Below are 14,700 nucleotides of genomic sequence, written 5' to 3'. Positions count from 1 at the left end.
TTGTGAAAAATATTTACACTCAAATTTCAGAGGGATTTTCTTTTTATGACAGCAAAACCGTCGTGCTTTATGACAGTTATAGCGGACAAAAAAAATCCGGCCATGCCTGAGGCATAGCCGGATGATTCATCAAAGGGTGACGATTATTCCACGGTCACCGATTTTGCCAGGTTACGCGGCTGGTCAACGTCGGTGCCCTTAATCAGCGCCACGTGATAGGCCAGCAGCTGTAGCGGCACGGTGTAGAAGATAGGCGCGATGACCTCTTCCACGTGCGGCAGCTCGATGATGTGCATATTGTCGCTATCGGTAAACGCCGCGTCCTGATCGGCAAAGACATACAGCTCACCGCCGCGCGCGCGAACCTCTTCGATGTTGGATTTCAGTTTTTCCAGCAGCTCGTTGTTCGGTGCGACGACAATCACCGGCATATCGGCATCAATCAGCGCCAGCGGGCCGTGCTTCAGCTCGCCAGCGGCGTAGGCTTCCGCGTGAATGTAGGAGATCTCTTTCAGCTTCAGCGCGCCTTCCAGCGCGATCGGGTACTGATCGCCGCGGCCAAGGAACAGCGCGTGATGCTTGTCGGAGAAATCTTCTGCAAGCAGCTCAATGCGTTTGTCCTGCGACAGCATCTGCTCAATGCGGCTTGGCAGCGCCTGCAGACCGTGCACAATATCGTGCTCAACGGCGGCATCCAGACCTTTCAGGCGAGCCATTTTTGCCACCAGCAGCAGCAGAACGGTCAACTGAGTCGTAAACGCTTTGGTGGAGGCAACGCCAATCTCCGCGCCCGCTTTGGTCATGATCGCCAGGTCGGATTCGCGCACCAGCGACGAGCCCGCGACGTTACAAATCGCCAGCGAGCCCAGGTAACCCAGCTCTTTGGTCAAGCGCAGGCCTGCCAACGTATCGGCGGTTTCACCGGACTGCGAGAGAGTAATGACCAGGCTATTTGGGCGCACGGCGGATTTGCGGTAGCGAAATTCCGACGCGATCTCGACATCGCACGGCATACCGGCCAGCGATTCAAACCAATAGCGCGCCACCATTCCCGAATTATAGGAAGTCCCACAGGCGATAATCTGAATGTGCTCAACCTTCGCCAGCAGCGCATCGGCCTCCGGCCCCAGCTCGCTCAGATCCACCTGGCCGTGGCTAATACGCCCGGTTAAGGTGTTTTTGATGGCATTCGGCTGCTCGTAGATCTCTTTCTGCATGTAGTGGCGGTAGATGCCTTTATCACCGGCATCGTACTGCACGTTTGATTCAATATCCTGACGCGTCACTTCCGCGCCGGTCTTATCGAAGATAGCCACGGTACGGCGGGTCACTTCCGCGATATCCCCCTCTTCCAGGAAGATGAATCGACGGGTTACCGGCAGCAGCGCCAGCTGGTCAGAAGCGATAAAGTTCTCGCCCATCCCAAGGCCAATCACCAATGGGCTACCGGAACGCGCTGCCAGCAGCGTGCTCGAATCGCGGGAGTCCATAATGACCGTACCGTAAGCGCCGCGCAGCTGTGGAATCGCGCGCAGCACCGCTTCACGTAAGGTACCGCCCTGTTCCATCTCCCAATGCACCAGGTGAGCAATCACTTCGGTGTCGGTCGCTGAAACGAAGACATAGCCGCGCGCTTGCAGCATTTCGCGCAGCGGTTCGTGGTTTTCGATGATGCCGTTATGCACCACCGCAATGTGTTCAGACACATGCGGATGCGCATTGCCTTCCGACGGTTCGCCGTGAGTTGCCCAACGGGTGTGAGAAATACCGGTGCCGCCGGAGAGCGGTTGTTCTTCCGCTGCCTGAGCCAGCATCTGGACTTTTCCCAGACGACGCAGACGGGTCATATGACCTTCTGCATCCACCACAGCCAAACCCGCAGAGTCGTATCCACGGTATTCCAGACGACGGAGGCCCTCGAGAAGGATTTCAGCTACATCACGTTGCGCGACTGCGCCAACAATTCCACACATAAGTTTATGTTCCGATTTTTTACGCGTTGTCGGTCAACCTGTTGCCCGTATACCGGGCGCCCCGAGCCTTGTAGAGAGTGGGGTTATTTTTATAGGTACTGCATGGTCGGCGGGAGATTATGTTATCTCCTCGCCGTTGTTGCCTGATGCGGCTACGCCTTATCAGGCCTACTTCTTAATCTTTACCGGACGCTGCCAGCCTTGCTTGTGTACCTGCGGTACGCGGCTGAGTACCAGTTCGTTATCCGCGACGTTGCGGGTGACGGTGGTCCCGGCGGCAATCGTCACGCCTTTGCCAATCGTCACTGGGGCCACCAGCTGGCTGTCGGAGCCGACGAACACGTCATCGCCGATAATGGTTTTAAACTTATTCGCGCCATCGTAGTTGCAGGTAATGGTACCCGCACCGATATTCACGTTGTCGCCAATTTCCGCGTCGCCGAGGTAGGTCAGATGGCCGGCCTTCGAGCCTTTGCCCAGACGCGCTTTCTTCATTTCGACGAAGTTACCGACGTGAGCGCCTTCCAGCAGTTCAGCGCCCGGACGCAGACGCGCGAATGGCCCGATGGTGCAGGCCGCTTCCAGATGCGCATCTTCCACCACGCTGTACGGACTGATTTCACAGTCGTCACCGATGGTGGCGTTTTTGATCACGCAGCCCGCGCCGATTTTGACGCGATCGCCCAGCACCACGTTGCCCTCAAGGATAACGTTAGTATCTATTTCGACATCGCGCCCGTGAGACAAGGTACCACGTAGGTCAAAACGCGCCGGGTCACGCAGCATCACGCCGGCCAGCAGCAGCTTTTCAGCCTGCTCAGACTGATAAATACGTTCAAGGCGGGAAAGCTGCAGGCGGTTATTCACGCCGTCGGTTTCACTGATACGCGCCGGATGCACCGCGGCAATTTCACGCCCTTCCTGATACGCCATGGCGATAATATCGGTGATATAGAATTCGCCCTGCGCATTGTTATTGTCGAGCTTCGCCAGCCAGCGCTTCAGGTCCGCGCCGTTAGCAATCAGGATACCGGTGTTAATTTCCTGAATCTGACGCTGTGCTTCGGTGGCATCTTTGTGCTCGACAATACCGGTTACTTTGCCGTTTTCACGGGTAATGCGGCCATAGCCGCTCGGATCGTCCAGCACCACCGTCAGCAGACCTATTCCGCCCTGCGGCTTGGCTTCGCGCAGACGCTGCAGCGTTTCAACGGAGATCAGCGGCACGTCGCCGTACAGCATCAGAATATCTTCGTCATCCGCGAAGAACGGCGCAGCCTGCTGCATCGCATGTCCGGTGCCCAGCTGTTCAGCCTGCAGCACCCAGTTCAGGTTGTCGTCGGATAAGGCTTGCTTAAGTAAATCACCGCCGTGACCGTACACCAGGTGAACCTGGTTCGCGCCAACATGATTCGCGGCATCAATGACATGCTGCACCATCGGCTTGCCAGCCAGCGTGTGCAGCACTTTAGGAAGATCGGAATACATACGCGTGCCTTTGCCTGCGGCAAGGATCACAACGCTCATGGTACGGTTAGACATAGGTATCCTGTCTGTAGATTAAGTATGAAGTAAACCGGGTTCTTGTTGAAAATTCTACATATTTTTCAGCATGAAATGGCCTGCTGATAAAACGTCCAACATCCCCTTTAGTCCTGACTTTCTGCCCTTATTTTCGTCTATATCAAATCTATTTGTCTTGTAAGAAATCAGGCTCAGCGCCAGATTCTGCGCTATCTCACTGCTTATGCTGTTTTTTTATCACCTGAATAAAGGATAAACCATTTCAAAACGGTGTTTTATTTACTCATTATTGTGACGCGCAAAAAAGAAACAACGTTTTAATTTGTTGATAATTACGACGCTCAACCATTCAGGAAGATAATATGAACAAGAAGATACCTCTGGCTCTTACCCTTTGTAGCGCAGCGCTCTCTCTCTCGGCGCAGGCCCAGACGCCCCAGCAATGGAAGGCGATCGCTTTTGGGCAGTCCACCGACGTTAACTTCTCCTCCAACGTTCTTCCGGAGAAAGTTGGCGTGAATAACGTCACTATCGACGGTAAAACGCTGACGCCCCAGCAGATTGCCGATCTCAGCAAACCTATCACTATTGAAAGCCGCGGTGGCAAAATCGCCAATTCACACGACGGTTTAACCTTCTTCTACACCACGTTACCGAGCGATGAGAACTTTGTTCTCTCAGCCACGGTTACCGTCGATCAGTTTGGTCCGGAAAACGGCGCTAAACCGGCCGCACAGGAAGGCGCGGGGTTACTGGTGCGCGATATCATCGGCATTCCACGCCAGGAACCGCTGAAAGAAGGCTATGAAGAGTTCCCTGCGGCATCAAATATGGTAATGAACGCCATTATGACCCAGGACAAGAAAGACAGTTACCGCGTAAAGCTACAGGCGATCGCGCGTAACGGTATTACCCAACCGTGGGGTAATGCCGGGTCCGAGATTAAAAAGGTCAGCTATAAGGAAGGGGTTGATCTGCGTCAGTCGCCGACGTTCCGCCTGAAGCTAGAACGGACGAATGACGACTTCGTGACCGCCTGGGCCCCTGTCGGGAGCGAAGAGTGGGTGACCGAACGCGTACCGCACGCAGATATGATCTCCGTGCAGGATAAAAAACAGTATTACGTGGGCTTCTTTGCGTCGCGTAATGCCAAAATCACCGTTAAAGACGCTTCGCTGACTACCTCGGAGGCGAAAACCGTGGCCTCTAAACCGTTCGTCGCCAAATCATGGCCGGTGGTGATGCAGGTCGCTTCAGGCAGTAAGAGCCTGACGCCAGAGTACACTCTGCAAGCGCGCGCCAACTATGACGGGCTGTTTACCGTACGGCACAATGAAGTGGTGATCGGGGAGAATAAAGCGGTGAAGGCCGGCGAGATGTTCACTCAGCCCGCCACGCTGAAAGAGAGCAATACCTTCCAGGTGACCTTTACCCCTACCAGCGGTAAAGACCGGACGCCGGTTGAGCAGCAGTTGACCGTTAACCAGCAGAAAGGTATCTCCACCAGCACGCTGTACGCGGCAGCAAATGGCAAGGCAGATGCAAAAGGTACCGCCGACGCGCCAATGGATTTGCAAACAGCCATCGATCTGGTCGCGCCGGGCGGAAAAATTGTGCTGGCGGCAGGTGACTATCCGAAGACCGACATTCCGCTTTCAGCCAGCGGTCTTGAGAATGGTCGTAAAACGCTGGAAGCCAACGGTAAAGCGGTTATCCACGGTATGCTGCTGGACGGTAACTACTGGACGCTACGCGGTGTGGATATCACCGGGAAGAGCCTGCGTATTCAGGGCAGCCATAACCTGATCGAGAATGTCACGGCTTATCGCAATGATGATACCGGGATTCAAATTTCCTCGGTCGATAAGATTGGTCGTCCACTGTGGGCAAGCTATAACCGCGTGGTGAACTCGGAGTCCCACAGCAATGAGGATCCGGGCAAGATCAACGCTGACGGTTTTGCGGTAAAGATGCGCGTGGGTGAGGGTAACCGACTGGAAGGATGCTACTCACACAACAATATTGATGACGGTTTCGATCTGTTTAATAAGATTGAGGACGGCGCCAACGGCGTGGTGGTAATCGAGAACTCTGTCGCCCGCGACAACACCAGCAACGGCTTCAAGTTGGGCGGCGAAGGGCAGCCAGTGGCGCACGAAATCCGCAACAGCATCGCGATCGGCAACCACCTTGATGGCTTCACCGATAACTTCAACCCGGGCAAGCTGGTGGTGGTCAATAACGTCGCCGTCGACAACCAGCGCTTTAACTTCATCTTCCGTCCAAGCCCTTATGGCGATGCATCTACGCAGGGTGTATTCAGCGACAACATTTCGCTGCGCAGCCAGCCGGGGAAATATGATGATGCGGTGGTGGGCAACATTGATGCCACGAACTACTTCATCGAGAAGGGAAAAAGCGTGAACACGGAAGGGAAGGAACTGCGTGCGCAAGACTTCCAGTCGCTGTCGTTACCGCAGCCGCTGACCCGTAATGCGGACGGGAGTTTTGATACCGGGAATTTCCTGACCAAGGATTGATGCGTAGGTTAGTGCTGTAGGCCTGATAAGCGCAGCGCCATCAGGCAAGCCACAAAGACATTGCCGGATGGCGGCGTAAACGCCTTATCCAGCCTATAAAATACAAAGGTCGCCGTAAGGCGACCTTCTTCATTTTTGGGTTCTGTTTACACCGCATGTGTTGTCGTTTTCGTTAGCGGTACAGCGCATCACAGAACAGCATCTGACCTACAGGTGGGCGGTCAGCGCGGTCATCAACCTTACAGGTTGAAAGTACCGAAAGAGATGTTCATAGAGCTGAAGAGAGCGATGATTTTGTTGATCAGTTTCATGATTTTTATCCTGCGATAGTAGTGATATTTTTTGTGACTCAACTCACAAAACAAAGTCTACTCCTCCGGATTTTATCGATCAACATTTTTGTGACTCAAATCACAAAATATTTAAAATACCTTTTCAGTTTCATTTAAATTAAAACAAACCATAAAAAAAGCCAGCCTGGAGACCAGACTGGCTTTTTGACTTTCAAGCCGGTGTTACATCGCTTTTTTGGTCAACTCGATAACGCGCAGTTTAGCGATCGCTTTGGCCAGTTCCGCAGACGCCTGAGCGTAATCCACGTCACCATGAGAGCTCTTAATGTGCTCTTCGGCCTTACGTTTCGCTTCCAGAGCTCGCGCTTCGTCGAGGTCCTGGCCGCGAATCGCGGTATCAGCCAGAACGGTCACGGTGCCAGACTGCACTTCAAGAATGCCGCCGGACAGATAGATAAACTCTTCGTGGCCGTGCTGTTTAACGATGCGAATCATACCAGGCTTAATGGCGGTGAGCAGCGGGGCGTGGCCCGGGTAAATACCCAGCTCACCTTCGCTACCCGTTACCTGGATTTTCTCGACCAGACCAGAGAACATTTGTTGCTCTGCGCTGACGACGTCCAGGTGGTAAGTCATTGCCATATCACCCTCCGATTAAGGCGTTAAAGTTTTTTGGCTTTTTCCACTGCTTCGTCAATGGAACCGACCATGTAGAACGCCTGCTCCGGCAGGTGATCGTATTCGCCGTCCATGATGCCTTTAAAGCCACGGATGGTGTCTTTCAGCGAAACGTATTTACCCGGAGAACCGGTGAATACTTCTGCTACGAAGAACGGCTGGGACAGGAAGCGCTGAATTTTACGAGCGCGTGCTACCACCAGTTTATCTTCTTCAGACAGTTCATCCATACCCAGGATGGCGATGATGTCTTTCAGTTCCTGATAACGCTGCAGGATGGACTGAACGCCACGCGCGGTGTCGTAGTGTTCCTGACCAACAACCAGCGGATCCAGCTGACGGCTGGTGGAGTCCAGCGGGTCAACCGCAGGGTAGATACCCAGGGATGCGATCTGACGGCTCAGTACTACGGTTGCATCTAAGTGAGCAAAGGTCGTTGCTGGAGATGGGTCAGTTAAGTCATCCGCAGGTACGTATACCGCCTGTACGGAGGTGATAGAACCGGTCTTGGTGGAGGTGATACGTTCCTGCAGAACGCCCATCTCTTCCGCCAGAGTCGGCTGGTAACCTACCGCTGAAGGCATACGACCCAGCAGTGCAGATACTTCAGTACCGGCCAGGGTGTAACGATAGATGTTATCGACGAACAGCAGTACGTCACGACCTTCGTCACGGAATTTCTCAGCCATGGTCAGGCCGGTCAGCGCAACGCGCAGACGGTTTCCCGGCGGCTCGTTCATCTGGCCATACACCAGGGATACTTTATCGATAACGTTGGAGTCGGTCATTTCGTGGTAGAAGTCGTTACCCTCACGAGTACGTTCACCTACGCCCGCAAACACAGAGTAACCGGAGTGCTCGATCGCGATGTTACGGATCAGCTCCATCATGTTTACGGTTTTACCAACACCCGCACCGCCGAACAGACCGACTTTACCGCCCTTCGCGAACGGACACATCAGGTCGATAACTTTGATACCGGTTTCCAGCAGTTCCTGAGAGCTGGACAGCTCTTCGTAGGAAGGCGCAGCGCGGTGGATAGCCCAACGCTCTTCTTCACCGATGTCGCCTTTCATGTCTACCGGGTGACCCAGTACGTTCATGATACGACCCAGTGTTGCTTTACCTACCGGAACTTCGATCGGGTGCTCGAGATCTTTAACTTCCAGACCGCGACGCAGACCGTCGGAGGAACCCATGGCGATGGTACGCACGATACCGCCACCGAGCTGCTGCTGAACTTCCAGCACCAGCACTTCATTACCATTCTGTACCTCAAGGGCTTCGTACACGCGCGGTACGGCATCCTGAGGGAATTCGACGTCAACTACGGCGCCGATTACCTGGACAATTTTTCCAGTAGCCATCTTGAATCCTCTACGAATTAACCTGGTTATACCGCGGATGCACCACCGACGATCTCGGTGAGTTCCTGAGTAATGCTGGCCTGACGAGCTTTGTTGTATACCAACTGCAGCTCTTTAATCAGGCTGCCGCCATTGTCGGTCGCGGCTTTCATCGCAACCATACGTGCGGCCTGCTCGCTGGCCAGGTTTTCTACCACGCCCTGATAGACCTGAGATTCGACATAGCGACGCAGGAGGGTATCCAGCAGCGCTTTCGGATCGGGTTCGTACAGGTAATCCCAGGTTTTACGTTTCAGATCATCATCTTCTGAAGCCGGTAACGGCAGCAGTTGGGTGATCGTCGGCACCTGAGACATGGTGTTAATAAATTTGTTGCTGACAATATAAAGCTTGTCCAGACGACCTTCGTCGTAGGCCTGCAACATCACTTTTACCGGACCGATCAGTTCGGACAGGGCTGGTTTATCGCCCATACCGGTAACCTGAGCGACAATGTTGCCACCTACGGAATTAAAGAAGGACACACCTTTAGAGCCGATCATTGCGAGGTCGCACTGAACGCCTTTTTCGGTCCATGCCTTCATATCCGCCAGCAGTTTCTTGAACAGGTTAATGTTCAAGCCACCGCACAGACCACGGTCGGTAGACACCACCAGGTAGCCCACGCGCTTAACGTCGCGTTCTTCCAGGTACGGGTGCTTATATTCCAGATTACCGTTCGCAAGGTGACCAATCACTTTGCGCATGGTATCTGCATAAGGACGGCTGGCCGCCATGCGATCCTGCGATTTACGCATTTTGGAAGCGGCGACCATCTCCATCGCTTTAGTGATCTTTTGCGTGTTCTGGACGCTTGCGATCTTACTACGTATCTCTTTTGCGCCGGCCATGAGCTTCTCCTCAATGCCTACGGCCTGCCATAAGACAGGCCGTCAGACTTTACCAGGATTGGGTTGCTTTGAAGGAATCGAGGATGCCTTTCAGCTTGCCTTCGATTTCGTCGTTATAGCCACCGGACTGGTTGATCTCTTGCATCAACGGAGCGTGATCACGGTCAACGTAAGCCAGCAGAGCGGCTTCGAAGCTACCGATTTTCGCCAGTTCTACATCCGCCAGATAACCACGTTCTGCCGCGAACAGAACCAGAGACTGCTGCGCGACAGACATCGGCGCATACTGTTTCTGTTTCAGCAGTTCAGTTACTTTCTGACCGTGGTCCAGCTGCTTACGGGTTGCATCGTCAAGGTCAGATGCGAACTGGGAGAATGCTGCCAGTTCACGATACTGTGCCAGCGCGGTACGGATACCACCGGACAGTTTCTTCATGATCTTGGTCTGAGCTGCACCACCAACACGGGATACGGAGATACCCGGGTTAACCGCAGGACGAATACCGGCGTTGAACAGGTTGGTTTCCAGGAAGATCTGACCATCGGTAATGGAAATTACGTTGGTCGGAACGAATGCGGAAACGTCACCAGCCTGCGTTTCGATAATCGGCAGCGCGGTCAGAGAACCGGTTTTCCCTTTCACTTCACCTTTGGTGAAGGTTTCAACGTATTCGGCGTTAACACGCGCAGCACGCTCCAGCAGACGAGAGTGGAGGTAGAATACGTCGCCCGGGAATGCTTCACGTCCTGGTGGACGGCGCAGCAGCAGGGAGATCTGACGGTATGCGACAGCCTGTTTAGACAGGTCATCATAAATGATCAGCGCATCTTCGCCGCGGTCGCGGAAGTATTCGCCCATTGCGCAACCGGCATACGGCGCCAGGTATTGCAGTGCAGCAGATTCAGACGCGGTTGCCACAACAACGATGGTGTTAGCCAGCGCGCCGTGTTCTTCCAGTTTACGTACCACGTTAGAAATGGTGGACGCTTTCTGGCCGATTGCCACGTAGACGCACTTGATGCCGGAATCACGTTGGTTGATGATGGCGTCGATTGCCAGCGCGGTTTTACCGGTCTGACGGTCGCCGATGATCAGTTCACGCTGACCACGACCGATTGGGATCATGGCATCAACGGATTTATAACCGGTCTGAACCGGCTGATCGACGGACTGACGTTCGATTACGCCCGGTGCGATAGCTTCAACGGCGGAGAAGCCGTCGTTGTCCAGCGCGCCTTTACCATCGATTGGTGCACCCAGGGTGTTAACCACACGGCCCAGCAGGCCGCGGCCAACCGGAACTTCCAGGATACGACCAGTACACTTGACGGTCATGCCTTCGGCAAGGTCAGCGTACGGCCCCATAACTACAGCACCAACGGAGTCGCGCTCCAGGTTCAGTGCGATAGCGTAACGGTTACCCGGCAGGGAAATCATCTCACCCTGCATACAATCGGCCAGGCCGTGAATGCGGATAACACCGTCACTTACAGAAACAATAGTACCTTCGTTGTGAGCTTCACTCACAACATTGAACTGAGCAATGCGCTGCTTGATCAGTTCGCTGATTTCGGTGGAATTCAGTTGCATGCTCCAGTCCCCTTAAGACTGCAAGACGTCTGCAAGGCGTTCAAGACGGCCGCGTACGCTGCCATCAATGACCATATCACCCGCTCGGATGATAACGCCTGCCATTACAGACTTATCGATTTTGCAATTCAGCTTAACTTTGCGTGACAGACGCTTTTCCATCGCGGCGGTGATTTTCGCGAGCTGTTCTTCACTCAGCGCATTAGCGGAAATGACTTCTACCTCAGAGGTAGCTTCACTCGCGGCGCGCAGGTGTACAAACTGCTCAAGAACATCAGGGAGCACTTTAAGACGACCGTTTTCAGCCATCACCTTAATCAGGTTCTGACCGTTTTCGTCCAGTTGCTCACCGCATACTGCGATAAACGACGTAGAGAGCGTTTCCGGCGCCAGTGCGCCAGACAGAAGCTCTGCCATTTGTTCGTTCTTCGTCACTTCGGCGGCAAACGCCAGCATGTCCTGCCAGCGATCTACGCTTTTGTGTTCGACGGCAAAGTCAAAAGCTGCTTTGGCGTAGGGGCGAGCTACCGTAACAAATTCAGACATCAGCCCCTCCCTCCTTACAGTTCAGCGACAAGTTTATCCACGATGTCGCTGTTAGCAGCTTCATCCACGGAACGTTCGATGATCTTCTCGGCGCCAGCAACAGCCAGGATAGCGACTTGCTTACGCAGTTCTTCGCGAGCACGTTTACGCTCGGCGTCGATTTCTGCCTGAGCCTGTGCCACGATTTTAGTACGTTCCTGCTCTGCTTCAGCTTTGGCTTCGTCCAGGATCTGGGAGCGACGTTTGTTCGCCTGCTCAATGATAACCTGGGCTTCCGCTTTTGCTTTTTTCAGCTGGTCGGTCGCATTGGCCTGTGCAAGGTCCAAATCCTTTTTAGCTCGTTCTGCAGAAGAAAGACCGTCAGCAATCTCTTTTTGACGTTTTTCGATGGCAGCCATTAATGGCGGCCATACGTATTTCATGCAGAACAGAACGAACAGGACAAACGCGATGGCCTGGCCGAGGATTGTTGCGTTAAGATTCACAGCACAATGCCTCTTATCTAGTTAACGTTCTGATATTGCTCTTACTTAATTCAAAGCAACGCTTACTACGCGACAGCGAACATCACGTACAGACCCAGACCTACAGCGATCATCGGGATAGCATCCACCAGACCCATAACGATAAAGAACTGAGTACGCAGCAGAGGAATCAGATCCGGTTGACGCGCTGCGCCTTCCAGGAATTTGCCCCCGAGGATGCCGATACCGATCGCAGCACCGATTGCCGCCAGACCCATCATCACAGCGGCAGCCATGTACAGCAGATCCATATTCAGGTTTTCCATGACAGTCTCCAGTTTGTTTCAGTTAAAACGTAGTAGTGTTGGTAAATTAATGCTCTTCAGACGCCATCGACAGATAGACAATCGTCAGAACCATGAAGATGAAGGCTTGCAGCGTAATAATCAGGATGTGGAAAATGGCCCAAGGCACATTCAGAATCCACTGTGACCACCACGGCAGCAGGCCAGCAATCAGAATGAAAATCAGCTCACCGGCATACATGTTGCCGAACAGTCGCAGACCCAGAGATACTGGTTTGGACAGCAGGCTTACCCCTTCAAGGATTAAGTTGACAGGAATAAATGCCCAGTGATTGAACGGCTGCAGTGTCAGCTCTTTAGCGAAGCCACCGATGCCTTTCATTTTGATGCTGTAGAACAGAATCAGGATAAACACGCCCAGTGCCATAGACAGGGTAATGTTTACGTCCGCAGACGGAACCACGCGCAGCGCCGGCAGGCCCAGTATATGCTCAGCAATATACGGCAGCAGGTCGATAGGCAGTAAGTCCATCAGGTTCATCAGGAAGACCCAGACGAAGATAGTCAGGGCAAGCGGGGCGATAACCTTGCTTTTGCCATGGTACATGTCTTTGACACTGCCATGAACAAAGCCGATTACCAGCTCAATCGCGGTCTGAAATTTACCTGGTACGCCGCTGGTCGCTTTTTTGGCAACGCTACGGAACATAAGCAGGAACAACAGACCCAGCACCACCGAGAAGAACATGGAGTCAATATTGAGCGTCCAGAAGGTGGCTGGGGGGTTATGCGGATCTACCAGCGAGAAAGTACGCAGGTCCAGCTGAAGGTTATTCAGGTGGTGCCCTATGTATTCCTGCGGCGTCATATTTTCAGAAGCCATGATGCCTTTTACCCTTTGTTGTTAATTACAGCGGGTGCCAGTATCTGAACCACTAGCACCAAAATCCATGTAACGATCAGCGGTAAGAATACCGCCTTTAAAACCGCCAGCGCCACAATCAGTAACACCAGCATCGCTAGCACCTTAAACGCTTCGCCGAAGGCGAACGTCCAGGCCACTTTGCCCTTCGCGGGTGTATGCACCTGGTGACGCCAGGCAAAAATCATAAACAACATATTAGGCAGTAACACTGCCAGGCCTCCACACGCGGCGGAGATGCCCCAGAAGGGGTCTTTTAGGCTGAACAGCAATCCGCTTGCTATCACTGCCAGAAGCTGAATGAACAGAAGCTTACGAGCAACGTTTCGACTCACGAGCGACATAGACATCACGTTTCTACTCCTGCTCCCTTTGAGGTATGCCGCGTGTCGTATAAAACGTTCTTTAAAGCTCGGAGTCAAGCATCAAAAAGCGGTCAAATTATACGGTGACGCCCCGTGATTTCAAACAATAAGTAGCCAAAACGTGAATAAATATTTAAATATTTTTCATTCACGCTATTTTTCCACTTTTCGCCAAAGTGTGAACGATCGTACAAAACTGCAAATACAGCTAAAACAGTGGCTACAAAGCGTGCACAAGATCACATATTAAACATTTTAGCGCTCATCATCTGTATCAACGTAGCAAAAGATGACATCTCATCGTTTTGATATCTAAGACGAAATCAGAGCACTCTTTTAAAAACAGGTAGAAACAGAATAAAAACCATTCATTGACATTCATAATAACTTATTAACATGACAAAATGGCTAACGTGATGACTTATAGCACGCTGATATTTTCCATGTTTACTATTTTCATCATTAACAAAAAAAGCTTGGTTATTGAGAAGATAAAAACACGTTAAACTTGAGTTAAATTAAGCGAGTCACTGGCGCGTAGTGTCGCCAATTTGTTAACACCAGAGACCGCATTTTTTTTCTACTTTTTTTGATAAATATTAAATTTTCTTTGGTGCAATAATCACCAAATGACGCTCCCCTTCCAGCTGAGGAACTCGCAGTTCAACAATGGATTCGACGCTGAACTGCGGCGGAAGCTGCGTAATCTCATCTTCAGGCAACTGGCCTTTAAGTGCATAAAAACGACCTTCTTCACCCGGCAGGTGATGGCACCAGCTCACCATATCGTTCAGCGACGCGAAGGCGCGGCTGATAACGCCATCAAACGGCGGCTCGGCCGGAAACGCTTCAACGCGGCTCTGTACCGGCGTGATGTTAGTTAGCGCAAGCTCGTGCTGGACCTGACGCAGGAAGCGAACGCGCTTGCCCAGACTATCGAGAAGCGTAAAGTGCGCATCCGGAAGAACGATAGACAGCGGAATACCCGGTAGACCCGGCCCGGTGCCGACATCAATAAAGCGTTCACCTTTCAGCGACGGCGCCACCACAATGCTGTCGAGGATGTGGCGCACCAGCATCTCGTTTGGATCGCGTACCGACGTCAGGTTGTACGCTTTGTTCCACTTGTGCAGCATATCGACATAGCCAACAAGCTGATTTTTCTGGTGATCGGTGAGCGAAATACCTGCTTCATCCAGCAGACGAGAAAGTTTGTTGAGCACGTTGATGACCCTATCAGAA

General features: G+C 52.6%; 13 protein-coding genes. 1 reads left to right on the top strand and 12 read right to left on the bottom strand.

Translation table 11 applies throughout. The features are described 5' to 3' along the window. Positions 1-143: 143 nt before the first annotated feature. Both glmS and glmU read right to left on the bottom strand, forming a co-directional pair. Positions 144-1,973: a glutamine--fructose-6-phosphate transaminase (isomerizing) gene (gene glmS / locus M989_RS00615; protein WP_064540611.1), complete on the bottom strand. Its 1,830-nt coding sequence runs from the start codon at positions 1,971-1,973 to the stop codon at positions 144-146. A 168-nt stretch (positions 1,974-2,141) separates the two neighbouring features. Continuing rightward, on the bottom strand, positions 2,142-3,515 hold the full coding sequence (gene glmU, locus M989_RS00610) for a bifunctional UDP-N-acetylglucosamine diphosphorylase/glucosamine-1-phosphate N-acetyltransferase GlmU (RefSeq protein WP_064540608.1): 1,374 nt from the start codon (positions 3,513-3,515) through the stop codon (positions 2,142-2,144). Positions 3,516-3,859: 344 nt separating this feature from the next. Here glmU and M989_RS00605 point away from each other — a divergent pair, with 344 nt between their 5' ends. Beyond that, positions 3,860-6,037 (top strand): right-handed parallel beta-helix repeat-containing protein, encoded by a 2,178-nt coding sequence (locus M989_RS00605; RefSeq protein ID WP_064540605.1) that lies wholly within the window; start codon positions 3,860-3,862, stop codon positions 6,035-6,037. Positions 6,038-6,552: 515 nt separating this feature from the next. Here the strand turns inward: M989_RS00605 and M989_RS00600 are convergent. The 10 genes from M989_RS00600 to rsmG all read right to left on the bottom strand — a co-directional run bounded on the left by M989_RS00600 (position 6,553) and on the right by rsmG (position 14,681). Continuing rightward, on the bottom strand, positions 6,553-6,972 hold the full coding sequence (locus M989_RS00600; protein WP_064540602.1) for a F0F1 ATP synthase subunit epsilon: 420 nt from the start codon (positions 6,970-6,972) through the stop codon (positions 6,553-6,555). 20 nt (positions 6,973-6,992) lie between these two features. Then, positions 6,993-8,375: a F0F1 ATP synthase subunit beta gene (gene atpD / locus M989_RS00595; RefSeq protein ID WP_064540598.1), complete on the bottom strand. Its 1,383-nt coding sequence runs from the start codon at positions 8,373-8,375 to the stop codon at positions 6,993-6,995. A 26-nt stretch (positions 8,376-8,401) separates the two neighbouring features. Next, on the bottom strand, positions 8,402-9,265 hold the full coding sequence (gene atpG, locus M989_RS00590; protein WP_035893615.1) for a F0F1 ATP synthase subunit gamma: 864 nt from the start codon (positions 9,263-9,265) through the stop codon (positions 8,402-8,404). Positions 9,266-9,314: 49 nt separating this feature from the next. Beyond that, positions 9,315-10,856, bottom strand: a complete 1,542-nt coding sequence (gene atpA / locus M989_RS00585) for a F0F1 ATP synthase subunit alpha (protein WP_064540595.1) — start codon at positions 10,854-10,856, stop codon at positions 9,315-9,317. Between the two features lie 12 nt (positions 10,857-10,868). Further along, complete coding sequence (gene atpH, locus M989_RS00580; protein ID WP_064540592.1) at positions 10,869-11,402, bottom strand: F0F1 ATP synthase subunit delta; 534 nt, start codon at positions 11,400-11,402, stop codon at positions 10,869-10,871. 14 nt (positions 11,403-11,416) lie between these two features. Continuing rightward, on the bottom strand, positions 11,417-11,887 hold the full coding sequence (gene atpF, locus M989_RS00575; protein ID WP_064540589.1) for a F0F1 ATP synthase subunit B: 471 nt from the start codon (positions 11,885-11,887) through the stop codon (positions 11,417-11,419). Positions 11,888-11,952: 65 nt separating this feature from the next. After that, a complete protein-coding gene (atpE, locus tag M989_RS00570) occupies positions 11,953-12,192 on the bottom strand; it encodes a F0F1 ATP synthase subunit C (protein ID WP_000429386.1) in 240 nt (79 codons plus the stop codon). Positions 12,193-12,238: 46 nt separating this feature from the next. Beyond that, positions 12,239-13,054, bottom strand: coding sequence for a F0F1 ATP synthase subunit A (gene atpB / locus M989_RS00565; RefSeq protein ID WP_005121454.1), 816 nt, complete (start codon positions 13,052-13,054; stop codon positions 12,239-12,241). 8 nt (positions 13,055-13,062) lie between these two features. Next, complete coding sequence (gene atpI, locus M989_RS00560; RefSeq protein WP_064540586.1) at positions 13,063-13,443, bottom strand: F0F1 ATP synthase subunit I; 381 nt, start codon at positions 13,441-13,443, stop codon at positions 13,063-13,065. A gap of 614 nt (positions 13,444-14,057) precedes the next feature. Then, on the bottom strand, positions 14,058-14,681 hold the full coding sequence (gene rsmG / locus M989_RS00555; protein ID WP_064540809.1) for a 16S rRNA (guanine(527)-N(7))-methyltransferase RsmG: 624 nt from the start codon (positions 14,679-14,681) through the stop codon (positions 14,058-14,060). Between the last annotated feature and the right edge of the window lie 19 nt (positions 14,682-14,700).

Origin of the sequence: Kluyvera georgiana ATCC 51603 (assembly GCF_001654985.1) — a bacterium.
GTDB lineage: Bacteria > Pseudomonadota > Gammaproteobacteria > Enterobacterales > Enterobacteriaceae > Kluyvera > Kluyvera georgiana.
This window is presented reverse-complemented; position numbering and strand designations above follow the sequence as displayed.